The sequence below is a fragment of the Kitasatospora cinereorecta genome (assembly GCF_024172095.1).
In the GTDB taxonomy this organism is placed as follows: domain Bacteria; phylum Actinomycetota; class Actinomycetes; order Streptomycetales; family Streptomycetaceae; genus Kitasatospora; species Kitasatospora cinereorecta.
On sequence record NZ_JAMZDX010000007.1, the window covers coordinates 135,853 to 160,178 of the forward strand.

At 74.3% G+C, this 24,326-nt stretch carries 23 protein-coding genes; 18 read left to right on the top strand and 5 right to left on the bottom strand.

Annotated features, from left to right (window positions below; genetic code table 11):
* Entirely contained in the window at positions 1-657 is a 657-nt protein-coding gene (locus FHR36_RS33345; protein WP_253803456.1) for a hypothetical protein, read from the bottom strand.
* 243 nt (positions 658-900) lie between these two features.
* On the opposite strand from FHR36_RS33345, the gene FHR36_RS33350 reads away from it, so the two are divergent.
* The 5 genes from FHR36_RS33350 to FHR36_RS33370 all read left to right on the top strand — a co-directional run bounded on the left by FHR36_RS33350 (position 901) and on the right by FHR36_RS33370 (position 8,131).
* Complete coding sequence (locus tag FHR36_RS33350) at positions 901-2,529, top strand: AMP-binding protein (RefSeq protein ID WP_253803458.1); 1,629 nt, start codon at positions 901-903, stop codon at positions 2,527-2,529.
* Positions 2,530-2,570: 41 nt separating this feature from the next.
* Positions 2,571-3,191 (top strand): TetR/AcrR family transcriptional regulator, encoded by a 621-nt coding sequence (locus tag FHR36_RS33355; RefSeq protein ID WP_253803460.1) that lies wholly within the window; start codon positions 2,571-2,573, stop codon positions 3,189-3,191.
* A 152-nt stretch (positions 3,192-3,343) separates the two neighbouring features.
* A complete protein-coding gene (locus FHR36_RS33360) occupies positions 3,344-5,818 on the top strand; it encodes a SpoIIE family protein phosphatase (RefSeq protein WP_301331035.1) in 2,475 nt (824 codons plus the stop codon).
* Positions 5,819-5,937: 119 nt separating this feature from the next.
* Positions 5,938-6,540 carry a hypothetical protein gene (locus FHR36_RS33365; protein ID WP_253803462.1) on the top strand — a complete coding sequence of 201 codons (603 nt, stop codon included), beginning with the start codon at positions 5,938-5,940 and terminating at the stop codon, positions 6,538-6,540.
* A 166-nt stretch (positions 6,541-6,706) separates the two neighbouring features.
* A complete protein-coding gene (locus FHR36_RS33370; RefSeq protein WP_253804125.1) occupies positions 6,707-8,131 on the top strand; it encodes an MFS transporter in 1,425 nt (474 codons plus the stop codon).
* A gap of 206 nt (positions 8,132-8,337) precedes the next feature.
* On the opposite strand, the gene FHR36_RS33375 is transcribed toward FHR36_RS33370, so the two are convergent.
* Together FHR36_RS33375 and FHR36_RS33380 are read right to left on the bottom strand one after the other, a co-directional pair.
* Positions 8,338-9,387, bottom strand: coding sequence for a hypothetical protein (locus FHR36_RS33375; protein WP_253803463.1), 1,050 nt, complete (start codon positions 9,385-9,387; stop codon positions 8,338-8,340).
* 85 nt (positions 9,388-9,472) lie between these two features.
* Positions 9,473-11,185: an FAD-dependent oxidoreductase gene (locus FHR36_RS33380; RefSeq protein ID WP_253803465.1), complete on the bottom strand. Its 1,713-nt coding sequence runs from the start codon at positions 11,183-11,185 to the stop codon at positions 9,473-9,475.
* A gap of 185 nt (positions 11,186-11,370) precedes the next feature.
* Between FHR36_RS33380 and FHR36_RS33385 the strand changes: the two genes are divergently transcribed.
* The 12 genes from FHR36_RS33385 (at position 11,371) to FHR36_RS33440 (ending at position 21,599) form a co-directional block, all read left to right on the top strand.
* Positions 11,371-12,516: a SchA/CurD-like domain-containing protein gene (locus FHR36_RS33385; protein ID WP_253803467.1), complete on the top strand. Its 1,146-nt coding sequence runs from the start codon at positions 11,371-11,373 to the stop codon at positions 12,514-12,516.
* 132 nt (positions 12,517-12,648) lie between these two features.
* Positions 12,649-13,074, top strand: a complete 426-nt coding sequence (locus FHR36_RS33390) for a cupin domain-containing protein (protein WP_253803469.1) — start codon at positions 12,649-12,651, stop codon at positions 13,072-13,074.
* Positions 13,071-14,336 (top strand): beta-ketoacyl-[acyl-carrier-protein] synthase family protein, encoded by a 1,266-nt coding sequence (locus FHR36_RS33395; protein ID WP_253803472.1) that lies wholly within the window; start codon positions 13,071-13,073, stop codon positions 14,334-14,336. The genes FHR36_RS33390 and FHR36_RS33395 overlap by 4 nt, the downstream gene beginning before the upstream one ends.
* On the top strand, positions 14,333-15,550 hold the full coding sequence (locus FHR36_RS33400) for a beta-ketoacyl synthase N-terminal-like domain-containing protein (RefSeq protein ID WP_253803474.1): 1,218 nt from the start codon (positions 14,333-14,335) through the stop codon (positions 15,548-15,550). The genes FHR36_RS33395 and FHR36_RS33400 overlap by 4 nt, the downstream gene beginning before the upstream one ends.
* 35 nt (positions 15,551-15,585) lie before the next feature.
* Positions 15,586-15,840 carry an acyl carrier protein gene (locus FHR36_RS33405; RefSeq protein ID WP_253803475.1) on the top strand — a complete coding sequence of 85 codons (255 nt, stop codon included), beginning with the start codon at positions 15,586-15,588 and terminating at the stop codon, positions 15,838-15,840.
* Between the two features lies 1 nt (position 15,841).
* The gene (locus tag FHR36_RS33410; RefSeq protein ID WP_253803477.1) at positions 15,842-16,297 is read left to right on the top strand and encodes an SRPBCC family protein; all 456 of its coding nucleotides are present in this window, start codon (positions 15,842-15,844) and stop codon (positions 16,295-16,297) included.
* The gene (locus FHR36_RS33415) at positions 16,294-16,635 is read left to right on the top strand and encodes a TcmI family type II polyketide cyclase (protein ID WP_407660878.1); all 342 of its coding nucleotides are present in this window, start codon (positions 16,294-16,296) and stop codon (positions 16,633-16,635) included. Before FHR36_RS33410 ends, FHR36_RS33415 begins: the two co-directional genes overlap by 4 nt.
* A gap of 50 nt (positions 16,636-16,685) precedes the next feature.
* Positions 16,686-18,365 carry an acetyl-CoA carboxylase, carboxyltransferase subunit beta gene (gene accD / locus FHR36_RS33420; RefSeq protein ID WP_253803479.1) on the top strand — a complete coding sequence of 560 codons (1,680 nt, stop codon included), beginning with the start codon at positions 16,686-16,688 and terminating at the stop codon, positions 18,363-18,365.
* A complete protein-coding gene (locus tag FHR36_RS33425) occupies positions 18,365-18,883 on the top strand; it encodes an acetyl-CoA carboxylase biotin carboxyl carrier protein (protein ID WP_253803481.1) in 519 nt (172 codons plus the stop codon). Before accD ends, FHR36_RS33425 begins: the two co-directional genes overlap by 1 nt.
* A gap of 9 nt (positions 18,884-18,892) precedes the next feature.
* Positions 18,893-20,254 (top strand): acetyl-CoA carboxylase biotin carboxylase subunit, encoded by a 1,362-nt coding sequence (locus tag FHR36_RS33430; protein WP_253803483.1) that lies wholly within the window; start codon positions 18,893-18,895, stop codon positions 20,252-20,254.
* Between the two features lie 183 nt (positions 20,255-20,437).
* Positions 20,438-20,839, top strand: coding sequence for a hypothetical protein (locus tag FHR36_RS33435; RefSeq protein WP_253803484.1), 402 nt, complete (start codon positions 20,438-20,440; stop codon positions 20,837-20,839).
* Positions 20,840-20,942: 103 nt separating this feature from the next.
* The gene (locus FHR36_RS33440) at positions 20,943-21,599 is read left to right on the top strand and encodes a class F sortase (protein WP_253803486.1); all 657 of its coding nucleotides are present in this window, start codon (positions 20,943-20,945) and stop codon (positions 21,597-21,599) included.
* A 54-nt stretch (positions 21,600-21,653) separates the two neighbouring features.
* On the opposite strand, the gene FHR36_RS33445 is transcribed toward FHR36_RS33440, so the two are convergent.
* Positions 21,654-22,694, bottom strand: coding sequence for a methyltransferase (locus FHR36_RS33445; protein WP_253803487.1), 1,041 nt, complete (start codon positions 22,692-22,694; stop codon positions 21,654-21,656).
* Between the two features lie 130 nt (positions 22,695-22,824).
* A complete protein-coding gene (locus tag FHR36_RS33450; protein ID WP_253803488.1) occupies positions 22,825-23,889 on the bottom strand; it encodes a right-handed parallel beta-helix repeat-containing protein in 1,065 nt (354 codons plus the stop codon).
* A 206-nt stretch (positions 23,890-24,095) separates the two neighbouring features.
* On the opposite strand from FHR36_RS33450, the gene FHR36_RS33455 reads away from it, so the two are divergent.
* A complete protein-coding gene (locus tag FHR36_RS33455) occupies positions 24,096-24,257 on the top strand; it encodes a hypothetical protein (RefSeq protein WP_253803489.1) in 162 nt (53 codons plus the stop codon).
* Positions 24,258-24,326: the final 69 nt, after the last annotated feature.

The following is a 24,326-nucleotide window of genomic DNA, read 5'->3' on the forward strand; positions in this document are numbered from 1 at the left end:
TCAGGACGCGGCATTGCGCGCGGAGCGGCGGCGGGCGGCGCGCAGGCCCAGCCAGACGGCGACCGCCGTCAGCAGCGAGCCGGCGGCGATCTCCGCCACCTCGGGGCCGTGCACGCTGCCGCCACCGCCCGCCGCGACCCCGCCCGACGGCCCATGGCCGTGGCCCGGGACGGCCGCGGGGCTGCTGCCGCGGCCCGACGGCGAGCCGCCGGTCGGCGGGCCGGAAGGCGTGCTCGTGGGCGAGCTGCTGGCGCAGTCCACCATGAACACCTTCTGCTTGGCGTTGCCGTTCTCCCCGGTGAAGGTCCACTCCAGCTTGTAGTGGCCGGCCGGAAGCGAGTAGGTCGCCGTCCGGCCGGTGCCGCCGGTCAGCACGATCGCGCCGGCCAGCGCCAGGCCGTTGCCGGTGGGCGGCTGCTGCGAGACGGTCCAGGCGACCGACTGGACGGTGTCGAAGTTGAAGGCGTCGAGAAAGAACTGGCACACCTTCGGGTCGTCGCGCTGGTTGTCCTGCGCCGTGGTGCTGTCGTGGACCTTGACGTCCCCGTTGTCGCCGGGGGCCGCGTGCGCGACAGAGGTCGGGAGGGCGGCGAGCGCTGCGGTGCTCGCCAGGAGCGCGCCTGCGATCCGCAGGGCCGGCTGGTGCTGGGGGCTCATGAAGGGGACTCCAGGACGGGGACTCGGGACGGCCCGGTGGCGGTGCGCCGGACACGTCCAGAGTGGACACGGGGCGTGTCCGATCGATCACGACGCGCGCGTTCGTCTGATTTTGCGTCATTTTGGCCCAGTGTGCGGGCCCTCCCGTTCACCGCCCGGCCACCGAGGCCCTCTGGGCGGCCGCCCCGAATGGCGGCACGCTGTCACCAGCAGCGTTCAGCCCACCCCTTGCCGGAGGCATGCATGGTGTTCCGCAGCGACTACCCCGAGATCGCCCCGCTCGACCTGCCGATCCACGAAGCCGTCCTCGGCGGCAGCGCCGCCCACGCCGACACCCCGGCGCTGATCGACGGCATCACCGGCCGCAGCCTGAGCTACGCCGAACTCGACGCCGCCAGCCGCCGGATCGCCGCCGGCCTGGCCGAGGCGGGCGTCGGCCAGGGCGACGTGGTCGCGCTCTACAGCCCCAACACCATCGCCTACCCGGCCGCCCTCTACGGCATCACCCGGGCCGGCGCCACCGTCACCACGGTCAGCTCGCTCACCACCGCCGGCGAACTCGCCGGCCAGCTCCGCGACTCCCGGGCCCGCTGGATCATCACCATTGCGGCCTTCCTCCCGGTCGCCACCGAGGCCGCCGCCGCGCTCGCCGCCGACCCGAAGGCCGACAACGACGGCGACGACACCGCCGACGGGCCGGCCGGGATCGTCGAGATCTTCGTCTGCGACCAGGCCGAGGGCCACCGCTCGCTCGCAGACCTCCAGGCCTCCACCGCCCCCGAACCGACGCCGGTCATCGACCCGGGCGCCGACGTGGCGGTCCTGCCGTACTCCAGCGGCACCACCGGCCTGCCCAAGGGCGTGATGCTCACCCACCGCTCGGTGGCCACCAACCTGCTGCAGACCGACGCCGTGCACGTCACCGAGCCCGGCGAGCGGATCCTCGCCGTCCTGCCGTTCTTCCACATCTACGGCCTGACCGCGCTGCTCAACCAGCCGCTGCGCCGCGGCTCGACCGTGGTGGTGCTGCCCCGCTTCGACCTGGAGCAGTTCCTGCGCACCATTCAGGAGCAGCGGATCGAGGGCGTCTTCGTCGCCCCGCCGATCGCCCTCGCGCTGGCCAAGCACCCGCTGGTCGACCGCTTCGACCTCTCCTCGGTGCGGTACGTGCTGAGCGCCGCCGCCCCGCTGGACGCCGAGCTGGCCGCCGCCTGCGCCGCCCGCCTGGGCCTGCCGCACCTGCTGCAGGGCTACGGCATGACCGAGCTCTCCCCGGTCACCCACGTGGTCCCGATCAGCGACCCGACCCCGCCGCCCGGCGCGGTCGGCCGGCTGGTCCCCTCCACCGAGCTGCGGGTGGTCTCGCTCGACGACCCGGACACCGACCTCGGCGTGGGCGAGCGCGGCGAGCTGCTGTTCCGCGGCCCGCAGGTGATGAAGGGCTACTTCGGCCGCCCGTCCGAGACCGACGCGATGATCGACGCCGACGGCTGGCTGCACACCGGCGACATCGGCTACGTCGACGAGCGCGGCTACCTCTTCGTGGTGGACCGGGTGAAGGAACTGATCAAGTACAAGGGCTACCAGGTCGCCCCGGCCGAGCTGGAGGCGCTGCTGCTCACCCACCCGCAGATCACCGACGCCGCCGTGGTCGGCGTCACCGGGTCGGACGGCGAGGAGCGGCCCAAGGCGTACGTGGTGCGGGCTTTCGGCTGCGAGCTGGCCGAGCAGGAGGTGATCGAGTTCGTCGCCCGCCGGGTCGCGCCGTACAAGAAGGTGCGCGCGGTGGAGTTCCTGGACGCGGTGCCCAAGTCGGCGAGCGGCAAGATCCTGCGCCGCGAGCTGCGCGCCCGGGCCCCGCGCGAAGTCTGAGAGGATCGGGCCGACCCGCCACCCCCCGGCAGAGAGCACCCATGACCAGCACCCACGCCGCCTCCCGCACCCCGCAGCAGGACCGCAGCCGCGCCACCCGGCGCCGGCTGCTGGAGGCGGCCGTGGAGTGCCTGGCCGAACTCGGCTGGAACGGATCCACCGTCGCGGTGGTCGCCGAGCGGGCCGGCGTCACCCGCGGCGCCGCCCAGCACCACTTCCCGACCCGGGAGGACCTGTTCACCGCGGCCGTCGAACACGTCGCCGCCGAGCGGCTGGCCGCCGTGCGCAGCCACTCCGAGGCGCTGCCGGAGCCCGGCCCGGCTCGGACCGAGGCCGTGGTGGAGATGATCGTCCGGCTGTACACCGGGCCGCTGTTCCGCGCGGCCCTGCACCTGTGGGTGGCCGCCGCCACCGAGCAGCCGCTGCGCGAGCGGATCGTCACCCTGGAGAACCACGTCGGCCGGGAGGCCCACCGGGCGGCGGTGGAGTTCCTCGGCGCGGACGAGGCCACCCCCGGGGTGCGCGAGACGGTGCAGGCCACCCTGGACATGGCGCGCGGACTGGGCCTGGCCAACCTGTTGACCGACGACACGCCGCGCCGAACCGGTATTGTCCACCAGTGGTCCCACCTGTTGGACACCGCGCTGCGCGCGCCCCACTGAGCGCCGGCGCACGCCCCCGGGCCGGGCCGCCGTACGACTCCACTCCGCGGGTGCGCGCGGGTCGCCGGACCGCTCCGCTCCGTGCACTCTGGTGGAAGCCGGATTGGCCCGGCTTCCACCGGGAAGGTAACCGGGCAGGTGATTGGCTGATCATGCACGGCTTCGAGCACACCGCACCGCCCGGCCGCGACGCGGCGGGCGCCGCTTCCGCGCGCCTGGCCGGCCACCGCCTGGTGCCGCTGGCCACCGCGCTGGTCCAGGAGGACGGCCGGGTGCTGCACTGGAGCGAGGAGGCCGAGGCGCTCACCGGCTGGGCGGCCGAGGAGGTGGTCGGCGCCTACGTGGCCCGCTTCCTGGTGCCCGAGGGCGCCCGCAAGCGGGTGCTCGGGCTGTTCGCGGAGATCATGTCCGGCAGCGGCTGGTCCGGCATTTACCCTGTACGCCACCGTGACGGCCGGCTGATCGAGCTGGAGTTCCACACCTACCCCATCGCCGGCCCCGGGGACCGCCCGCTGCTGCTGGCCACCGCCTCCGACGTCCGGGCGCTGCGCGAGGTGGAGTCCGATCTGGCGATCCTGGACGGCTTCTTCACCCAGTCGCCGATCGGCCTCGCCGTGTACGACACCGAACTGCGCTTCGTCCGCCTCAACAACGCCCTCGCCCGGATCAACGGCCTGCCGGTCGGCGACCACCTCGGACGGCGGATCAGTTCCGTGCTGCCCGGCCTCAACAGCGCCGAGATCGAGGCCGTGATGCGCCAGGTGCTGAGCACCGGCCGGCCCGTGGTGGACGCCCGCTCGCACGGCCGCACCCCCGGCGACCCGCGCCGCGACCGGGCCTGGTCGGCCTCCTACTTCCGGCTGGAGGACTCCACCGGCCGGGTGCTCGGCGTCAGCTCATCGATCATCGACGTCACCGAGCGCTTCCAGGCCGAGGCCCGGGCCGCCCGCGCCCAGGAGCGGCTCGCCCTGCTGGCCTCCGCCACCGCCCGGATCGGCACCACCCTCGACCTGCAGCGCACCGCCGAGGAGCTGATCGAGGCGGTCATCCCGCGGTTCGCCGACTTCGCCACCGTCGACCTGCTGGAGCCGGTGCTGCGCGGCGAGGAACCCGCCCCGATCCAGCCGGACCGCCCGGTCCACGTCCGCGCCGTCGCCGTCGGCGAGGCGTACGGCTCCGGCCTGACCACGGTCGCCGACGCGGTCGGCGTCAGCTCCGAGTACGACGCCAAGCGGATCTACACCCAGTGCCTGCGCAGCGGCCGCCCGCTGCTCAAGCCGCACGTGGACGAGGAGGTGCTGCGCGGTCTGGTGCCCTCCTCCGACCGGGTCGACCCGGGGATCGCGGCCGGCATCCACTCGTACCTGATGGTGCCGGTGGTGGCCCGCGGCATGGTGCTGGGCGGCGCCGAGTTCGTCCGCACCCGCAACCCCGAGCCGTTCGGCGCCGCCGACGTCGCGCTCGCCGAGGAACTGGTCGCCCGGGCCGCCCTCGCCATCGACAACGCCCGGCTCTACCGCCGCGAGCGGGAGACCGCCCTCACCCTCCAGCGCAGCCTGCTGCCGCAGGAGATCCACCGCACCCTCGGCCTGGAGATCGCCCACCGCTACCTGCCCTCCAGCGTGGTCAGCGAGGTCGGCGGCGACTGGTTCGACGTGGTGCCGCTGTCCTGCGGGCGGGTCGTGCTGGTGGTCGGCGACGTGATGGGCCACGGCATCCGGGCCGCCGCCACCATGGGCCAGCTGCGCACCGTCGCCCGCACCCTGGCCACCCTCGACCTGCCGCCCGAGCAGGTGCTCACCCGGCTGGACGAGACCGCCTCCGCCATCGGCGAGGGACAGTTCGCCACCTGCATCTGCGCCCTGTACGACCCGGTGGACCGCACCTGGACGGTCGCCTCGGCCGGTCACCTGCCGCCCGTCCTGGTCGACCCGGACGGCACCTCCCGCATCATCGAGCTGCCGCCCGGCCTGCCGCTCGGCGTCGGTGGCGCCGGCTTCGAGAGCGTGGAGTTCACCCTGCCCGCCGGGACGCTGTTCGCGCTCTACACCGACGGCCTGGTCGAGCGCCGCGGCCGCGACCTCGACGAGGGCATCGACCTGCTGGCCCGCACCCTCGCCGCCCGCGGCCGCACCCTGGAGGAGAACTGCGACGCGGTGCTCGCCGCCCTGGTCACCGACGGCACCGACGACGACATCGCCATGATCATGGCCCGGGTGCTGCCCGTCCCCGCCGACCGGATCGCCACCCTGCACCTGCCCGGCAGCGGCCCGCTGCCCGCCAAGGCCCGCCGGTTCACCCGGACCACCCTGGAGTCCTGGGGCCTGTCGGCGCTCACCGACTACGCCGAACTGATGGTCAGCGAACTGGTCACCAACGCCCTGCTGCACGCGGACGCCCCGCGCCGGCTGCGCCTGTTCCGCGACCGCACCCTCACCCTCGAGGTGGCCGATGCCGGCAGCCAGTCGCCCCGGCTGCGCTCCTCCGCCGAGGAGGACGAGGGCGGCCGCGGCATCCACCTGGTCAGCGAACTCGCCCACCGCTGGGGCACCCGGCCCACCAAGGAGGGCAAGGTGGTCTGGGCCGAGATCGAGATCGACTACCACGCGACGCGCGGCCGGCTCTGACCCCGGTGACCGCCGACCGGGTGCCTGTGCGTGTCCGCTCGGCCGTGCCGGGTCGCCGCGGGTGGTGGGCTGACGGATAGTCGGTCCCAGATCCCGTTTCCCGGTTCGCAGGAGGACACATGCTCGGCAAGGCCCTCGGTGCTGTGCTCGCACTGGTCGCGATGGTGGCGGGGTTCCACCCGGCACCGGCGTCGGACGATCCACCGACCACCCCGCCCTCGCCGACCGCCTCGCCCAGCGCGGACCCGACCGCCCCGACCGCTCCGAGCGACCCGTCCGCGAGCCCGTCGCCCTCGCCGTCCCCGTCGCCGTCGCCGTCGCCGTCGCCGTCGCCCTCGCCGAGCCAGTCGGCCACCGCGCCGACCGTGGTCGCCATCCTCGGCGCGTCCATCGACCCCAAGCTGCCCGGCCGCGTTCGCGTCGACCTGACCTACACCTGCTCCTCCCCGGACGGCGAGAAGTCGCTCAACACCTCGGTGGAGCAGACCGACCCGAGCGACCCCGCCACCATCGCCTTCGGCTCCACCCGGTCCGCGCCGACCCTGGTGGTCTGCGACGGCACCGTGCAGACCCAGAGCGTGGTGGTCCAGTCGAAGACCAGCAACTGGATCGACGGCGTGGACAGTGTCGTGATCACCACCGTCTCCGACCTCGGCGCCACCCCGCCCGCGGCCGCCGACGCGCAGAAGATCCAGCTGAAGGTGCCGACCGCACTGAACTGACCGTATGCGCAGGACCGACCCGGCCGCGCTGCGCCGCCGGGTCGTAGTCCCCGGCGCGTCGTACGCCGCCGTCCGGCCGCGGGCCGGTCGCCGGTCGACACTGATGGTCCGGTTCGAGGCGACGGAGGGAGTCCGCGATGCGGCGGCAGGACGGCCGGGCCACCGGATGAGCGGGACGACCCGGTCGCAGGTACAGGAGCACGGCACGGACGGATCCGCCCGCCGGTGGCGGGCGCTGGCGGTGTGTCTGGTGGCGGGCTTCATGACGCTGCTTGACGTCTCCATCGTCAACGTCGCGCTGCCGTCGGTCCGCAGCGGCCTGCGGATGTCCGAGAGCGGCGTGCAGTGGGTGCTCTCCGGTTACTCGTTGGCGTTCGGCCTGGTGCTGGTCCCGGCCGGGCGGCTCGGCGACGCGATCGGACGGCGGCCGGTCTTCCTGACCGGCCTGGCCCTGTTCACCGCCACCAGCGCGCTGGCCGGCGCGGCCCAGAGCGAGACCTGGCTGGTCGGCGCCCGGCTGCTCCAGGGCCTGGCCGGCGGCCTGCTGGTCCCTCAGGTCTCGGGCTTCATCCAGCAGTTGTTCAGCGGCGAGGAGCGCGGCCGCGCGTTCGGCATGCTCGGGACCACCATCGGCTTCTCCACCGCCGTCGGCCCGCTGCTCGGAGGCCTGCTGATCGCCGTGTTCGGCGCCGCCGAGGGCTGGCGCTGGGTGTTCTACGTCAACCTGCCGATCGGCCTGGCCACCCTGCCCGTGGCGCACCGCCTGCTGCCGCCCCCGCCGCACCGGGACGCCGCCGACGCACCGCGCCGCGACTTCGACCCGCTCGGCGTGGTGCTGCTCGGCACCGGAACCGTCCTGCTGCTGCTCCCGCTGGTCCAGCAGCAGTGGCACGGCCCGACGAAATGGCTGCTGGCGGTGGCCGCCGTGGCGGTCCTGGCCGGCTTCGCGCTCTGGGAACGGCGGTACGGGCGCTCCCACGAGCCGCTGGTCAACCTGCAGCTGTTCGAGGCCCGCTCGTTCACCGTCGGATCGCTGGTCTCGCTGCTGTACTTCGCCGGATTCACCGCGGTGTTCTTCGTCTTCACCCTCTACCTGCAGAACGGCCAGCACTACACCGCCCTCCAGGCCGGGCTCGCCATCACGCCGTTCGCGCTGGCCTCGGCGATGGCCTCCACGGCGGGCGGCCGCCGGGTGCAGCGGTACGGGCGCAAGCTGATCGCCCTCGGCCTGACCGTGGTGGCGGTCGGCCTCGCGCTGGCGGCAGCGGCCGTCCACGTCTTCTCCGGCCCGTACGTCGGCTGGGCGACGGCGGGGCCGCTCCTGCTCGCCGGGGTGGGCAGCGGGCTGGTGGTCTCGCCCAACCAGGCGCTGACGCTCCGCGAGGTTCCCGTCGTCCGGGCGGGCAGCGCGGGCGGCGTCCTGCAGACCGCGCAGCGGATCGGCTCCGCGGCCGGCATCGCCGCCGTCGGCTCGGTCTTCTTCGCCCACCTCGCCGGCCCGAACGCCTGGGCCTCCGCCTTCCAGCTGAGCCTGGCGGTGGTGCTCGGCTTCGTCCTGCTGGCCCTGATCGCAGCCCTCAGCGACCGCTGACCGAGCGCCGGTCCTCCCGGCCGGGCGGCGGGCGGCCCTCCCGGGCGGGCCCGGTGACGGTCCGTCCGAGGGGCACGGGGGGACGAGCGTTGGAGGTTGCGCTGGTTGTCGGTGCGGCCGGTGGAGCCGTCCGTGCCGGGGATCCCGCGGTCGGGACTGCGTCATGCGGACGTCACGGTGGTCTGCCGGCGCGGCCGGCGGCCGGGTCAGGTCACCGGGGCCGGGTGGAGTCGGACGAGCCATGGGGCCAGGCGGCGGGCGCGGTCGCGGGCTGCGGCGGCGGCGTCGGGGTGTCCGCTGCGTTCGTGGGCCAGGGCCAGGGTGCAGGCGGCGTCGGCCGCGTCGAGCGGGGTGGCGGCGCGCCGGATCAGGGCCCTGGCCAGGCGTACCGCCTGTTCCGGCCGGGGCCCGAGGGCGGTGCTCAGGGCGCGGAGGTGGTCCTGGCGCCACTGCAGGCCGTAGGCGAGGCCGGGCGGGTCCTCGCCGACCGCGACCTTCGCCCGGCTCCGGGCGTCCTCCACCGGCAGCAGCCCGGCCTCAGCCGCGCGCAGCGCCGCGTCGGCGGCGAGCTGGGTCAGCCCGTGGCGACGTATTCGCGGCCGGCTCCGGCCGAGGGCGTCCTGGTAGACGTCGAGCACGTCCAGGTACTGGCCCGTCCAGTAGGTCATCAGGTCGAACCGGAGCAGGACGTCCTCGCCGTCCTCGGCCTGCCGCTCGATCTCCGCGAGCTCGCGCACCGCGGCCGCGTGGTCGCCGAGCCGCAGCCGCTTGGCCGCCATCTCGGCACGCAGCCGCAGCAGGCCGGTCGGCGAGTCGGCCTCGGCGGCCCGCGGCGGTCGGCGCAGCAGCTGCGCCCGGGACTGCCCGCGGCCGTCCGTGGTCGGGACGACGAACAGCGCGACCAGCCCGAACACCCCGCACAGCACCAGGTACCAGATCAGCGTCGACCCGTGGAGCACCGCGAGCCCGACCGCCGCGCAGAACGGGGACTCGGCGACGGACAGCAGGTTCGACGCCTGCTGGCGCCGGGCGTGGCCGGGGCGGACCGGCCAGTCGTACGTGAGGCGGAGCGCGATCGGCACCGGTCGGACCTCGAGGTAGCGCCGGGTGCCGCGGTGCCGGTGGAGCGGCGGTCCGACACCGACGACCGCGCTCAGGACCCCGACTCCCAACCCCCGCATCACCGCCGCGCCGACCAGCATCCACACCGTGCCGGCCGCGACGTACAGGGCGATGCACCCCACCACGCCGAGCATCCGCGAACCCCCCGTTCGGGCGGCCGTTCGGGCCGTGCCCGGCTGATACCCGCCCAGCCGGGCACGGGAAACGGCCCCGGGACGGCTACTCGAGCGCGAACACCTGACGCACCGCCGCCTCCAGCGCCTGCGGGTCGCCGTCGCCGCGCCAGGCGACGAAGCCGTCCGGCCGGACCAGCGAGGCGCCGTCCGCGCCGAGACCGTACGCGGCCGGCCAGGCCACCGGCGGCGCCCCGGCGGGCGGGCCACCGGCCGGCGCACCCCCGGTCGGCGGACCGCCGGCCGGGGGACGTCCGCCCGGGGCGGCGACGGGGGCCTCGGGGTGGAAGTCGGCGTCCGGCCCGTCGCCGAGGACGTGGCAGCGCAGCGGTACGCCGGTGCGGGCGGCCAGTTGCTCGGCGGCGGCCCGCCAGGCGGCAGCGGCCTCGCCCGCGGCGATCAGCAGCACCGGCTCCCGCTCGAACAGGTCGAGGGTGGAGATCCGCTCGCCGCCCCCGGCCGGACGCAGCCACAGGTGCGGGGCGCGGCTGCCGACCTCGCCGTCGGCGGTGAAGCGCTCGGGGATGACCGCGCCCTGCGGGTCGCCGCCGGCCAGCGCGCCGACCGGGTAGCGGTAACCGAGGGCGACCGCGAGGACGTTGGTCTGCCGGCCGCCGCCGGGCGTGGCGTCGAATCCGGGGTGCTTGTGCTCCACCGAACGCTCGGCGGCGCGGGCGGCGGTGTGCACGGCGACCGGCCGCCGCTCCTCCCCGTAGCTGTCGAGCAGCGCGGGCCCGGCCCAGCCGTCGAGGACGGCGGCGAGCTTCCAAGCGAGGTTGTGGGCGTCCTGGATGCCGGTGTTGGAGCCGAACGCGCCCGTGGGCGGCATCTCGTGGGCGGAGTCGCCGACCAGGAACACCCGGCCCGAGGAGTACTGGTCGGCCACCCGCTCGGCGGCGTGCCAGGGCGCCCGGCCGGTGATCTCGACCTCCAGGTCGGGGACGCCGGCGGCGGCCCGGATGTGGGCGATGCAGCGCGCGTCGGTGAAGTCCTCGACGGTCTCGCCGCGCTCCGGGTGCCACGGGGCGTGGAACACCCACTGCTCGCGGTTGTCGACCGGCAGCAGGGCGCCGGCGCCGTCCGGGTTGGTCAGGTAGCAGGCGATGAACAGCCGGTCGCCGACCACGTCGGCCAGGCGCTTGGCCCGGAAGGTGACGCTGATGTTGTGGAACAGGTCGCCGCGTCCGCTCTGGCCGACGGCGAGCCCGGTGCGTACGGGGCTGCGCGGCCCGTCGGCGGCCACCAGGTAGTCGGCCCGTACGGTGGTGGTCTGGCCGGTGGCCCGGTCCAGCAGGGTGCAGGTGACCCCGCCCGGGTCGGGCGTGAAGCCGGTCAGCTCGGTGCCGAAGCGGACGTCGCCGCGCTGCTTCGCGTGCCGCAGCAGCACCGGCTCCAGGTCGTTCTGGCTGCACAGGCACCACGAGGACGGGCTGAAGCGGGCCAGCGCCCCGCCCGGGTCGATCTCCCGGAAGAGCCACTCCTGCTCCACCCCGGCCAGGGTGTCGGCCTGGAGGATGCCGTGGTTGTCGGCCAGCACGGAGGCGGCGGCCCGGATGTCCGGCTCGACCCCGGCGACCCGGAACAGCTCCATGGTGCGCAGGTTGTTGCCCCGGCCGCGCGGGTGCCGGGAGGTCTCGGAGTGGCGCTCGACCAGCAGGTGCGGGACGCCGAGGCGGCCCAGGAACAGGGAGGCGGACAGGCCGACCAGCGAGCCGCCGGCGATGAGGACCGGGACGCGGCCGTCGATCTGTGTGTTCATCAGTTTCGCTCCATCCGTGCGGACACGGGTGTGCCCTGCCGTTGATGGATGCCCCGCCCCCGCTCGGACCCTCCGACCACAGAGGGTGCTTCGCTCGGATGGATGCGAACTCTCGCGCTGTCACCGGCGCGCCACCACGATCGTGCTGACCCAGTCCCCCTGTTCCGCACCCGACGGGAACCCCCATGACCTTGCTGTCCGAATCCACCGCCGACCGCCCCGACACCGAGAGCGCCCGGCTGCGCGTCATCCTGCTGCTGGACGTCATGGACGGCGCCCAGGAGCGCTTCCTGGACGCGTACGAGCAGCTCAGGTACCAGGTCTCGGCCGTCCCGGGCCACCTGAGCGACCAGCTCTGCCAGTCGATCGAGGACCCGTCCCGCTGGCTGATCACCAGCGAGTGGGAGAGCGCGGGCCCGTTCCTGTCCTGGGTGGACAGCCCGGAGCACCGCGAGATGGTCAAGCCGCTGCACGGCTGTGTCCGCGACACCCGTTCGCTGCGCTTCAGCGTGCTGCGCGAGACCGCCGGACGGGTCGCGGAGGACAGCTCGGTACGGCCGCTGGCGCCCGGTCAGACCCTCCCGGGGGTGCCGATGGCGCCCCGGCCCGGCCCGGACGGCGTCACCCGGCACGCCCTGACCTTCCCGGTGAAGCCCGGCAGCGAGGCGGAGGTGGCCCGGATCCTGGCCGACTACCGCCCGCCCAACGCCCAGGTGGACGCGGCCACCCGGCTGGCCCGCACCACTCTGTTCATGCACGGCAACCGGGTGGTCCGCACCGTCGAGGTGGTCGGCGACCTGGTGGCCGCGCTGCGGCACGTGGCCATGCAGCCCGAGGTCCGCGCCGTGGAGGAGGCGATCAACCCGTACCTGGAGGAGGCCCGCGACCTGGATGACCCGCTCGCCGCCCGGGACTTCTTCATGCGGGCGGCCCTGCCCGCCGTCCACCACCACGCCCGGTCGGCCGCACCGGCGGGCGAGGTCGGTCGGTATGCGGTCAACTACCCGGTACGGACCGGATGCGGTGCGGCCGTCGCCGAACTGCTGTCCCGTCAGGACGAGCAGGCCGTCGAGGACCACGCCTCACCGCTGGTGCGCTCCACCGTCTTCCAGCGCGAGGACCGGGTGGTCCGGCTGGTCGACCTGACCGTCGAGCCGGAGCGTGACCCGGCCGCCGCGCTGGGTCTGGCCGGACCGCGCGCCTCGGCCGTCCTGGCCCGGCTGGTGGAGATCGCCCCCGATCACCCGCTGCCCAGCGACGACGGGCTGCGCCACCTGCTGGAGGCCTGCCTGATGGCGCGGATCACCGACCGCCGCGCGCCCGGCCGCTGAGCCGGCGCACCACCGGACCGTCGGACCGCACGCCGCGTCGGACCCACCTCATGTCGGACCGTACGCGAGGTCCGACCGAACAGCCCGGGCAGCCGCCCGGGCACCCCGCTCACCGAGAGAGAGGCACAGATCGTGACCACGGAGCTCCCACGCGTCGTCCACGTCGACGACGCACCCCCGAACACCCGCCGCGGCGGTGACCTGCGCGCCATGCTCACCCCGACGGCGGTCGGCGCGACCAGCGGGTTCATGGGCGTGGCCATCGTCCGGCCGGGTGAGCGGATCGGCGAGCACTACCACCCGTACTCCGAGGAGTTCGTCTTCGTGGTCAGCGGTGACCTGGAGGTCGACCTGGACGGGGTGAGCCAGCCGCTGAAGCCGGACCACGGCCTGATGATCCCGATCGGGATGCGCCACCGCTTCCGCAACGTCGGCGACACCGAGGCCCGGCTGGTGTTCCACCTCGGCCCGCTGGCGCCGCGCCCCGACCTCGGGCACGTCGACACCGAGGAGACCCCGCAGTCCGGCCCGCCCGAACACCTGAAGGCGGTCTCGTGACCCGCCGGGTCGCGGTGACCGGGATCGGCGTGGTGGCCCCCGGCGGCATCGGCGTCCCGGCGTTCTGGGACCTGCTGACCTCCGGCCGGACGGCCACCCGGGGGATCACCCTGTTCGACCCGGAGGGCTTCCGCTCCCGGATCGCCGCCGAGTGCGACTTCGACCCGGCGGCGCAGGGCCTCGACCCGGAGCAGATCGCCCGCAGCGACCGCTACGTCCAGTTCGCCCTGGTGGCCGCCGCCGAGGCGGTCGCCGACAGCGGACTCGACCCGGCGGCCGAGGACCCGTGGCGGCTCGGCGTCTCGCTGGGCACCGCGGTCGGCGGCACCACCCGGCTGGAGCAGGACTACGTCCTGGTCAGCGCGTACGGCGAGGACTGGGCGGTGGACCACCGCCCGGCCGGCAAGTACCTGGAACGGGCCTTCCAGCCCAGCACGCTGGCCGCCGCGGTGGCCGAGCGGTTCGGCGCGGCCGGTCCGGTGCAGACCGTCTCCACCGGCTGCACCTCCGGTCTGGACGCGGTCGGGTACGCCGCCTGCACCATCGAGGAGGGCCGCGCCGACGTGGTGATCGCCGGTGCCTGCGACTCGCCGATCTCCCCGATCACGGTCGCCTGCTTCGACGCCATCAAGGCCACCTCGGCCCGCAACGACGACCCGGAGCACGCCTCCCGGCCGTTCGACGCCACCCGCGACGGCTTCGTGCTCGGCGAGGGCGGCGCCGTCCTGGTGCTGGAGGAACTGGAGCACGCCCGCCGCCGCGGCGCCCGGATCTACGCCGAACTCGGCGGCTTCGCCACCTTCGGCAACGCCTACCACATGACCGGCCTCACCCAGGAGGGCCGGGAGATGTCCGAGGCGATCGACCGGGCGCTGGCCCACGCGAAGATCAACGGCGAGGACGTCGACTACGTCAACGCCCACGGCTCAGGCACCAAGCAGAACGACCGGCACGAGACCGCCGCGGTCAAGCGCTCGCTCGGCGAACACGCCTACCGGACCCCGATGAGCTCCATCAAGTCCATGGTGGGCCACTCGCTCGGCGCGATCGGCGCGATCGAACTGGTCGCCTGCACCCTCGCCCTGCACCACGGCGTGGTCCCGCCCACCGCCAACTACCGTGAGCGCGACCCGGAGTGCGACCTCGACTACGTGCCGGGCGCCGCCCGCGAGCTGCCGCTGCGGCACGTGCTCTCGGTCGGCAGCGGCTTCGGCGGCTTCCAGTCGGCCGTGGTGCTCAGCCGGACGGAGGCGACGGAATGACGGGCCGCACTGCCGTACTGACCGGCATGGGCGTGGTCGCGCCCAACGGCATCGGCGCGGACGACTTCTGGAAGGCGACCCGGGAGGGCCGCTCGGTCCTCGCCCCGATCGACCGGGAGGGCTGCGACCGCTACCCGGTCCGGGTGGCCGGCCTGGTGCGCGGCTTCGACGCCGCGTCCTTCGTCGAGGAGCGCTACCTCGTCCAGACCGACCGCTTCACCCACTTCGCGATGGCCGCCGCCGGCCTGGCCCTGGACGAGGCCGGGCTCACGGTCGACGACCCGTTCGGGATCGGCGTGGTCACCGCAGCCGGCTCCGGCGGCGGCGCCTTCGGCCAGCGCGAACTGCAAGAACTGTGGAGCCGCGGGCCGCACCACGTGGGCCCGTACCAGTCGATCGCCTGGTTCTACGCGGCCTCCACCGGCCAGATCTCCATCCGCGGCGGCTTCAAGGGCCCCTGCGGAGTGGTCGCCTCCGACGAGGCGGGCGGCCTGGACGCGCTGGCGCACGCCGCCCGGGCGATCCGGCGCGGCACCGAGGCGGTGGTGGCCGGCGCGGCCGAGGCACCGATCGCGCCGTACTCGATGGTCTGCCAGCTCGGCTACCCCGGGCTGTCCACCGAGGAGCGACCCGAGCGCGCCTACCTGCCGTTCGCCCCCGACGCGCCCGGGTTCGTCCCGGCCGAGGGCGGGGCGATGTTCGTGGTGGAGTCCGAGTCGGCCGCGCGGGCCCGCGGCGCCCGGATCCGCGCCCAACTGGCCGGGCACGCCGCCACGTTCACCGGTGCCGCGCGCTGGGCGGAGTCCCGGGCCGGCCTCGCGCACGCGGTGCGCGGCGCCCTCGCCGAGGCCCGCTGCGCCCCGGACGAGATCGACGTGGTGTTCGCCGACGCGCTCGGCGTCCCCGAGGCCGACCGGGCCGAGGCCCTGGCCCTCGCGGACGCGCTCGGCGACCACAGCGCCCGCGTCCCGGTCACCGCCCCCAAGGCGGGAGTCGGCCGCGCCCACTGCGGGGCGCCGGTGCTGGACGTGGCCGCCGCCGTGCTCGCCCTGGAGAACGGCCTGGTCCCGCCCACCCCGAACGTCACCACCAGTGACCTCGGGCTCGACCTGGTCACCGGCTTCGCCCGGTCGGCCGAACTGCGCACCGCCCTGGTGCTCAGCCGGGGCCTGATGGGCTCCAACGCGGCGCTGGTGCTGCGCCGCACCCCCTGAACCACCCCGTTCAACCACCGTCCCTGGAGAACACATTGACCCCCGTACTGAGCTATGACGAACTCGCCGTGCTGATCAAGGCCCGGGCCGGCATCCAGGTCGACCCGATGGACCTGGAGCGCCCCGGCGCGAGCTTCGACGAGTTCGGCATCGACTCGCTCGGCCTGCTCGGCGTGGTCGGCGAGCTGGAGAACCGCCACGGCGTCCAGATCCCGGCCGACGCGGTCACCCACAAGACGCCGGCCGACTTCGTGGCCGCCGTCAACTCCGCGGTGAAGGCAGGTGCCTGAGATGCCCGGACACACCGACAACACCATCCTCATCAACGCGCCGGTCGACCTGGTCTGGGAGATCACCAACGACCTGGAGAGCTGGCCGCAGCTGTTCAGCGAGTACGCCTCGGTGGAGGTGCTGGCCCGCGAGGGTCAGCTCACCCGCTTCCGGCTCACCATGCACCCGGACGAGAACGGCCAGATCTGGAGCTGGGTCTCCGAGCGGGAGACCGACCGCGACGCGCTGGCCGTCCGGGCCCGCCGGGTCGAGCCCGGCCCGTTCGAGTTCATGGAGATCCGCTGGGAGTACCAGGACATGCCGCAGGGCACCGGCATGCGGTGGATCCAGGACTTCGCCATGAAGCCCACCGCGCCGATCGACGACGCCGGCATGACCGACCGGATCAACCAGAACTCCCGCGTCCAGATGGAGCTGATCCGCGCCAAGGTCGAGGCCCGGGCAGGCCGTTCGTGACCGGCGCGCACCGCACGCTGATCGTCGCCCGGATGCGGAAGCAGGACGCCGCCGACTCCATCGCCGACGTGTTCGCCGACTCCGACCGCGGCGAACTGCCCCACCTGATCGGCGTCACCGGCCGCAGCCTGTTCCAGTTCGGCGACGTCTACCTGCACCTGATCGAGTCCGAGCGGCCCGCCGGACCCGAGGTGGCCAAGTACGCCGCGCACCCCGAGTTCCGCTCCGTCAGCGAACGCCTCGCGGTGTACGTCGACGCGTACGACCCGGCGACCTGGCGCACCCCGAAGGACGCCATGGCCCGCGAGTTCTACCGCTGGGAACGCGCCGTGCGCTGAGCCGGGCACGGCCGCCGGACAAGCCGGGCCGAGGAGAGGAGAGACCCACCGTGAACCGAGACGAGCGGGACCCCGACTGGGTGCGCTGCGAAGGCTGCGCCGCCCTGGTCTACGGCAAACGCTGGGTCAGGAGCCTGCGGGTGTGCCCCGAGTGCGGCCGCCACGGCCGCCTCACCGCGCGCCAGCGCCTCGACCAGCTGCTCGACCCCGGCACCGCCGAACCGATCACCGCCGCCGCCGCGGTGCACGACCCGCTCGGCTTCGTCGACAGCCGCTCCTACCAGGAGCGGCTGGACGAGGCCCGCGCCGACACCGGCCTCGCCGAGGCGGTGCTGTGCGTCGCCGGACTGATCGAGGGCCAGCCCGCGATCCTCGCCGTGATGGACTTCCGTTTCCTCGGCGGCAGCCTCGGCTGCGGCGTCGGCGCCCTGATCACCCAGGCCGCGCACACCGCGCTGGCCCGGGGCGTCCCCCTGGTGATGGTCACCGCCTCCGGCGGCGCCCGGATGCAGGAGGGCGTGCTGTCCCTGATGCAGATGGCCAAGACCGCCCAGGCCCTCGCCGAACTCGACGAGGCCGGCATCCTCACCGTCTCGGTCATCACCGACCCGACGTACGGCGGGGTGGCCGCCTCCTTCGCCACCCTCGCCGACGTCATCATCGCCGAGCCCGGCGCCCGGATGGGCTTCGCCGGCCCCCGGGTGATCGAGCAGACCACCGGCGAACGACTCCCCGAGGGCTTCCAGACCGCCGAGTTCCTGCTGGAACACGGCATGGTCGACGACGTCGTCCCGCGGATCGGCGTCCGGCCGGTGCTCGGCCGCCTGCTCGGGCTGCGCCCGGCCGCCGCCCCGCCCCCCGAGAGCGGCAACGCGGAGGCCATCCTGCGGGCCGCCGACGAACTCACCGACCGGGACGCCTGGGAGAACGTCCGGCTCGCCCGCCACCCCGAGCGGCCCACCACCCTGGACTACATCCGCCGCCTGGTGGACGACTTCCAGGAACTGCACGGCGACCGGCTCACCGAGGACTGCCCCGCCATCGTGGCCGGCACCGGACGGCTGGCCGGCCTGCCGGTGATGCTGATCGGCCACCACAAGGGCGGCCCGGAACTCAGCGAGCGCCGCCGCCACCGCTTCGGCATGGCCGCCCCCTCCGGCTACCGCAAGGCCGCCCGGCTGATGCGGCTGGCCGCCAAACTCGGCCTGCCGCTGGTCACCCTGATCGACACCCCCGGCGCCAACCCCGGCCCCGACGCCGAGAGCGGCGGACAGGCCGCCGCCATCGCCGAGAACCTGCGGCTGATGGCCCGGCTGCCGGTGCCGATCGTCGCCGTGCTGATCGGCGAGGGCGGCAGCGGCGGGGCGCTCGCCCTGGCCGTCGCCGACCGGGTCCTGGTCAGTGCCAACGGCATCTACTCGGTGATCAGCCCGGAGGGCTGCGCGGCGATCCTGTGGAAGGACCCGCAGGCCGCTCCCACCGCCGCCGACGCGCTGCGGCTGCATGCTCGCGACCTGCTCCAGCTCGGGGTCGTCGACGGCGTCGTACCGGAGCCCCCCGAGGGCGCCCACCAGGACCACGCGGCCGCCGCCGGACTCCTGGAGGCCGCCCTGACCACCGCGCTGCACGAGCTCATCCCGTGGGACGTGGAGCAGCTGCTCGCCGAGCGCAGGAACCGGTTCCACGCCTTCGGGAACGAGGCCGTGGTGCCCGCCGAGAGGAGCGAGTGATGACTGTCGAGCTCAAGGGCGAGCCCGAACGGGACGGCAACGGCCACCGGGTGGCCCTGATCGGCACCGCGCCGCCCGCGGCCGACCTGGCCGAACTGTGCCGCAGCGTCGCCGAACTGGCCAGGGTGCGGGCCGAACCGCCCGCCCGGATCAGGCTGGAGCACCTCGGCACCGCCGTCGAGATCCAGTGGAAACCCGGCGAGGCGCCACCGGCTCCCGCGCCGGACGACCCGGACAAGGCGGCCGAACGGGCCGCCCCGCCAATCGACCGCGACGGCCCGCACCACGTCTGCGCCCCGATGCTCGGCACCTTCTACCACGCCCCCGAACCCGGCAAGCCGCCGTACGTCCAGGTCGGCGACACCGTCACCCCCGGGCAGCCGATCGGCATCCTCGAAGTGATGAAGATGATGACCCCGGTGGAGGCCGACGCGGCCGGCACCGTGGTCGAGATCCTGGTGGAGAACGCCACGCCGGTGGAGTTCCAGCAGCCCCTCATCGCCGTCGAACCCGCCTGAGGGGCCGCCGTGTTCTCCACCGTGCTGATCGCCAACCGCGGCGAGATCGCGCTGCGGGTCGCCCGGACCTGCCGCGAGATGGGCATCCGCACCGTCGCCGTCTACTCCACCGCCGACCGGGACTCGGCGGTGGTCCACTTCGCCGACGAGGCCGTGCACATCGGGCCGCCCGCCGCCCGCGCCAGCTACCTGCACATCCCGTCGGTCGTCGAGGCGGCGCTGCGCACCGGCGCCGAGGCGATCCACCCCGGGTACGGGTTCCTCTCCGAGGACCCCGACTTCGCCGAGGTCTGCGAGGCCAACGGCCTGACCTTCGTCGGCCCGCCGGCGCAGGTGATGGAGCGGCTCGGCGACAAGGCGATGGCCCGCCGGCTGATGGCCGAGGCCGGCCTGCCCGTGCTGCCCGGCTCCACCGGCGCGGTGACCGGCCCCGCCGAGGCCCGGGAGGTCGCCGAGAAGGTCGGCTACCCGGTCATCCTCAAGGCGGTGGCCGGTGGCGGCGGACGCGGCATGGCCGTGGTCCGCGACGGCGACAGGCTCGCCCACGCCTTCCAGGAGACCCGCGCCCACGCCCGCGCCGTGTTCGGCGACGACCGGCTCTACCTGGAACGGTACGTGGACGACGCCCGGCACATCGAGGTGCAGGTGCTGTGCGACCGGCACGGCAACGCCGTCCACCTGGGGGAGCGGGACTGCTCGGTGCAGCGCCGCCACCAGAAGCTGATCGAGGAGTCACCGGCGCCCAACCTGCAGTCCGGGCTGCGGGACCGGATCTGCGCCGCCGCCGTGCGCGGCGCCCTCGCGGTCGGCTACACCGGCGCCGGCACCTTCGAGTTCGTCCTCGCACCGGACGGCGCGTTCCACCTGATGGAGGTCAACTGCCGCCTCCAGGTGGAACATCCGGTCACCGAGATGGTCACCGGCATCGACCTCGTGCGCGAACAGCTGCTGGTCGCCGCCGGCCGGCACCTCGCCTTCCGGCAGGAGGACGTAGTGTTCCGCGGCGCCGCCGTGGAGGCCCGGGTCAACGCCGAGGACCCGGCGAGGGAGTTCGTGCCCACGCCCGGGCAGCTCACCGAATTCACCCCGCCGGGCGGCCAGTTCGTCCGGGTCGACACCCACGCCCGGACCGGCTGGACGGTCGGCCCCGACTACGACTCGCTGCTCGCCAAGACCATCGCCTGGGCCCCCGACCGGGAGCGCGCCATCGCCCGACTCGACCGCGCGCTGGCTGAGTTCCGGATCGACGGCCCCGGCGTGCACACCACCACCGAGTACCTGCGGCACACCCTCGCCGACCACCGCTACCGGGCCGGGCGCCACACCACCGGCCTGGTGGCGGAGATGGCCGCCGAAGCCGCCACCGTCTGACCCCCATCGGCAGGGCACCCGCCCGAGTCGACCAGTTCCACCCGAATTGCCCAGTGCCACCCCCGAGATGGCACACCCCGGTGGCAGCGCGGAGCGAACGGGCCCAGCGTGGAAGCGGCGCCCCGAGCACCAACCACCGGCACCGGGCCGGCCCTTCGGGGCAATCGAAAGGAATCGACCCTCATGCGTTCTGTACGCACCCTCGCGACCGGAGCGGCCGTCGCCGCCACCCTCCTCCTCGGCGCGCCCATGGCCTACGCCGACGGCATGCCGGACGCCGGCAGCCATCAGAAGGGCTGGGAGGACCACGCCACGGCCGACGCCAAGAGCGACTCCAAGAGTGACTCGAAGAGCGACGCGGCGGACTCCAAGAGCGACTCCCACGGCAAGCCGGACGCGAAGCCGGAAGGCTCGGACGGCAAGCACCAGAAGCCGCACGGCGGCGTCCACACCGGCGGCGGCGGCCTGGCGCTCTCCGGCGGCGGCGTCGCCTCCGGGGCGGCCCTGCTGGCCGGCGGCATCGGCGTCTCCGCGTACGCGATGCGCCGCCGCCGCAACACCGCCCGGGTCGGCCTCGCCGTCTGACCCGCGCACCCTCGGACGCCCTGCCGCCCCGCCGCACCGGCGGTGGAGCGGCAGGGCGTCCGGCCGACCGGAGCCGGTTCGTACAGGAAAGGCCACCGCACCGATGACCCAACCCACCCCGCCCGCAGGTGGCCGACTGCTGCGCTTCGGCCTCGCCGCGACCGCCCTCGGCGCCCTCGTGCTCTACAACTCGGTGGACGCCGCCCCAGCCACCACCGAGACCACCACCGCGGTCGCCGGGCCCTCCGCGAGCGCCGCCGTACCGAGCCCGGCACCCGTCCGGACCGCGAAGCGGGGCCCCGCGATGGCGCGCTCGGCGCCGACCCGGGTGAAGATCCCGCAGATCGGCGTGGACGCGCCCACCACCGAACTCACCCTCGACGCCAACGGACAGCTCAACGCCCCGCCGGCGACCGACCGCAACCTGGTCGGCTGGTACCGCGACGGCGCCAGCCCCGGCGAGCTCGGCAGCGCCGTCCTGGCCGGGCACGTGGACACCAAGACCGGCCCCGCCGTCTTCCTGCTGCTGAGCCTGCTGGTGCCCGGCAACACCGTCGAGGTGGCCCGCGCCGACGGCACCACCGCCGTCTTCCTGGTCGACTCGGTGGAGACCTTCGCCAAGAACGCCTTCCCCGACGACCGCGTCTACGCCGACACCCCCGACGCCCAGCTGCGCCTGATCACCTGCGGCGGCGTGTACGACCACAAGGCCAAGGACTACACCGCCAACGTGGTGGTCTTCGCCCACCTGAAGGCCTGACGTCCGAAGGGGCCGGGTCCGCCGAGGTGGCGGACCCGGCCCCTGCGCGCGGGCTCAGACCGTGCAGAGGAAGGCGTGCAGGTACGGGTTGACCGGCGCGACCGACTCCAGGCGCAGCCCGGACTCCTCGATCAGCCCGGTCATGCTCGCCTCGGTGTGCTTGGCACCGCCGACGTTGAGCAGCAGCAGCAGGTCCATCGCCGCCGTGAACCGCATCGAGGGGGTGTCGTCGACCAGGTTCTCCACGATCACCACCCGCGCCCCCGGACCGGCCGCCTTCCGGACGTTGGCCAGGGTGCGGCGGGTGGACTCGTCGTCCCACTCCAGGATGTTCTTGATCAGGTAGAGGTCGGCCCGGACCGGGATCGCGGTCCGGCAGTCGCCCGGCACCAGCTTCGCCCGGTCGGCGAACTCGCCGCCAGGGCGCAGCCGTTCGTCCGCCTGGGCGACCACCTTGGGCAGGTCGAGCAGGGTGCCGTGGAGCTCGGGGTGGCGCTCCAGCAGGCTGGCCAGGACCATGCCCTGGCCGCCGCCGACGTCCACCACCGAGGAGATGCCGGTGAGGTCCAGGAAGGCGGTCAGGTCGCGGGCGGACTGGCGGCTGGACTGGGTCATCGCCCGGTCGAACAGCGCCGCCGAGTCCGGGGCGTCGTTGTGCAGGTAGTCGAAGAACTCCTTGCCGAAGGTGTCCGCGAACACGCTCCGGCCGGTGCGCACCGCGTCGTCCAGGCGGCCCCAGGACTGCCAGGTCCACGGTTCGGTGCACCACAGGGCGATGTAGCGCAGGCTGCCCGGCTCGTCCTCGCGCAGCAGGCGGGAGAGCGGGGTGTGCGCGTACCGGCCGTCGCCGGTCTCGCTGAAGATCTCGTAGCAGGTGAGGGCGCGCAGCAGCCGGGCGAGCGGGCGGGGTTCGACGCCCAGGTGGGCGGCGAGCTCGGCCGGGGTGGCCGGCTCCTCGCCGAGGGCGTCGGCGACGCCGAGCCGGGCGGCGGCCCGCACCGCGCCCGCGCAGGCGGCGCCGAAGACCAGTTCGCGCAGCAGCATCGAGGGCGGGGCACCGGCGGTGTCGGAGGGGGCGGCGGTGGCGGTGGCCATGGGTACGGCCTTTCTCGGGTTCTGGCTTTCGCGGGTTCGGACTCCGGCCGAATCCGGCCGGGGAGTCCGCGGGTTCGAGCGGCCCGGCGCGCTCCGGCAGGGGTCGGCCGGCGCGCCGGGGGCGCGGGGGTCAGCAGTGCCCGGCGGGCTGCGAGACGCGGCAGGTGTTCGCGCTGAACACGTTGCCGGCGCCGGTGTCGCGGTCGGCGAGATCGGCCGGGCCGTTGTTCCACAGCAGGTTCCCGGTGACCGTGGCCCGGGCGTTGGGCGCGCCGACCAGGCTCCGGTACAGCACGATCCCGCCGGACATCGGCGAGGAACCGGAGTTGTCGCCGACCGTGTTGCCGACCACCCGGGTGTCCTCGGTGCCGGTCAGCAGGATGCCGGTGCCCTGGATGAAGTCCAGCCGCGGATTGGGCGCGCAGTAGCGGTTGTTGCCGGTCACCACGTTCGCCCGGACCTCCAGTGCGCCGGCCCGCGGCACCCCCTCGTCGCCGACCACGAACACACCGCCGCAGTTGTCGCTGATCCGGTTGCCCTCCACGGTCATGTCCCGGGTGCGGCGCAGCACCACGCCGATCCGGTTGCCGGTGAGGCGGTTGCCGGCGATCTCGGTGCCGAGGGTGTCGATCGCGCCGCCCTCCTGGTCCACCGAGTTGGCGACGAAGATGCCGGCCTGCCCGTTGTCCCGGGACTCGTTGCCCACCAGCACGGCGCGGGTGGACCGCTCCTGGCTGATGCCCTGCTGCCCGTTGTGGTGCGAGAGGACGCCTCGGACGGTGAGCGCGTCGGTGCCGGAGGCGTTCAGGCCGTTCTTTGTGAACCCGGTGAGCGTCAGCGACTCGACGCTCACCCCCCGGACGGGCCCGGAGACATCGCCGACGACGCACAGGCCGTGGCCCGCCCGGGCGCACGCCGAGGTGTCGGCCGGATCCGGTGTCAGGACGGTCGCGGCGCCCTGGCCGCGCAGGATCAGCCGGTCGGTGGAGACGGTGACGCTGCCGGGATAGGTGCCGGCCGCCAGCTCCACCACCTCACCGGGCGCGGCCGCGTCCACCGCGGCCTGGACGGACTCGCCCGGGTGCACCAGGTGCACGCTCGGGGCGGTGGGGGCGGCGGCGGTCGCGGGCGCGGCCGTCACGGTCAGCAGGAGGGCGGCGGCCGCAGTCGCGGCCGCACCGAGTCGAGCAGTCATGGTTCGGGTGACCCGCTTCGCGTCGAGTGGCGTGGGAACGGCGGCCCGTGAATGGGCCGCCCGTTCGACGCTAGGTACGGCTCCGGGTGCGCTGCCACTTCTGTACAGCCGCAAGGGCGTTCCCCGGACGGACGCCGTACACCCGATCGGAGTCCGCCACGGCCCGGCGACGGGCCTGCGCGGCCGATCGGCGCGACCATGGACCCATGGACACCAACACTGGACGGGTCATCGACGAGCAGACCGAACTCGCCCGCCTCCTGGAGGCCGGCGCCGAGACCGAAGCCGAATCGGAACCGTCGGAGACCGACGGCTGCACCGACCTCCACGGCGACTACGAGGACATCATCCTCCGCTCGGTCAACTGACCCGCCGCACCCCGTCCGAGACCCCCTCCCGCCGATCCGGGTGATCACCCTAGGATTCCGAGTCGTACG

What these genes read in the sequence shown, in the direction of transcription:
- FHR36_RS33385 (WP_253803467.1), top strand. Translation starts at nt 11,371, where the DNA reads ATGACCTTGCTGTCCGAATCCACCGCCGACCGCCCCGACACCGAGAGC.
- FHR36_RS33365 (WP_253803462.1), top strand. Translation starts at nt 5,938, where the DNA reads ATGCTCGGCAAGGCCCTCGGTGCTGTGCTCGCACTGGTCGCGATGGTG.
- FHR36_RS33360 (WP_301331035.1), top strand. Translation starts at nt 3,344, where the DNA reads ATGCACGGCTTCGAGCACACCGCACCGCCCGGCCGCGACGCGGCGGGC.
- FHR36_RS33445 (WP_253803487.1), bottom strand. Translation starts at nt 22,694, where the DNA reads ATGGCCACCGCCACCGCCGCCCCCTCCGACACCGCCGGTGCCCCGCCC.
- FHR36_RS33345 (WP_253803456.1), bottom strand. Translation starts at nt 657, where the DNA reads ATGAGCCCCCAGCACCAGCCGGCCCTGCGGATCGCAGGCGCGCTCCTG.
- FHR36_RS33450 (WP_253803488.1), bottom strand. Translation starts at nt 23,889, where the DNA reads ATGACTGCTCGACTCGGTGCGGCCGCGACTGCGGCCGCCGCCCTCCTG.
- FHR36_RS33440 (WP_253803486.1), top strand. Translation starts at nt 20,943, where the DNA reads ATGACCCAACCCACCCCGCCCGCAGGTGGCCGACTGCTGCGCTTCGGC.
- FHR36_RS33375 (WP_253803463.1), bottom strand. Translation starts at nt 9,387, where the DNA reads ATGCTCGGCGTGGTGGGGTGCATCGCCCTGTACGTCGCGGCCGGCACG.
- FHR36_RS33400 (WP_253803474.1), top strand. Translation starts at nt 14,333, where the DNA reads ATGACGGGCCGCACTGCCGTACTGACCGGCATGGGCGTGGTCGCGCCC.
- FHR36_RS33425 (WP_253803481.1), top strand. Translation starts at nt 18,365, where the DNA reads ATGACTGTCGAGCTCAAGGGCGAGCCCGAACGGGACGGCAACGGCCAC.
- FHR36_RS33350 (WP_253803458.1), top strand. Translation starts at nt 901, where the DNA reads ATGGTGTTCCGCAGCGACTACCCCGAGATCGCCCCGCTCGACCTGCCG.
- FHR36_RS33380 (WP_253803465.1), bottom strand. Translation starts at nt 11,185, where the DNA reads ATGAACACACAGATCGACGGCCGCGTCCCGGTCCTCATCGCCGGCGGC.
- FHR36_RS33355 (WP_253803460.1), top strand. Translation starts at nt 2,571, where the DNA reads ATGACCAGCACCCACGCCGCCTCCCGCACCCCGCAGCAGGACCGCAGC.
- FHR36_RS33410 (WP_253803477.1), top strand. Translation starts at nt 15,842, where the DNA reads ATGCCCGGACACACCGACAACACCATCCTCATCAACGCGCCGGTCGAC.
- FHR36_RS33435 (WP_253803484.1), top strand. Translation starts at nt 20,438, where the DNA reads ATGCGTTCTGTACGCACCCTCGCGACCGGAGCGGCCGTCGCCGCCACC.
- FHR36_RS33455 (WP_253803489.1), top strand. Translation starts at nt 24,096, where the DNA reads ATGGACACCAACACTGGACGGGTCATCGACGAGCAGACCGAACTCGCC.
- FHR36_RS33370 (WP_253804125.1), top strand. Translation starts at nt 6,707, where the DNA reads ATGAGCGGGACGACCCGGTCGCAGGTACAGGAGCACGGCACGGACGGA.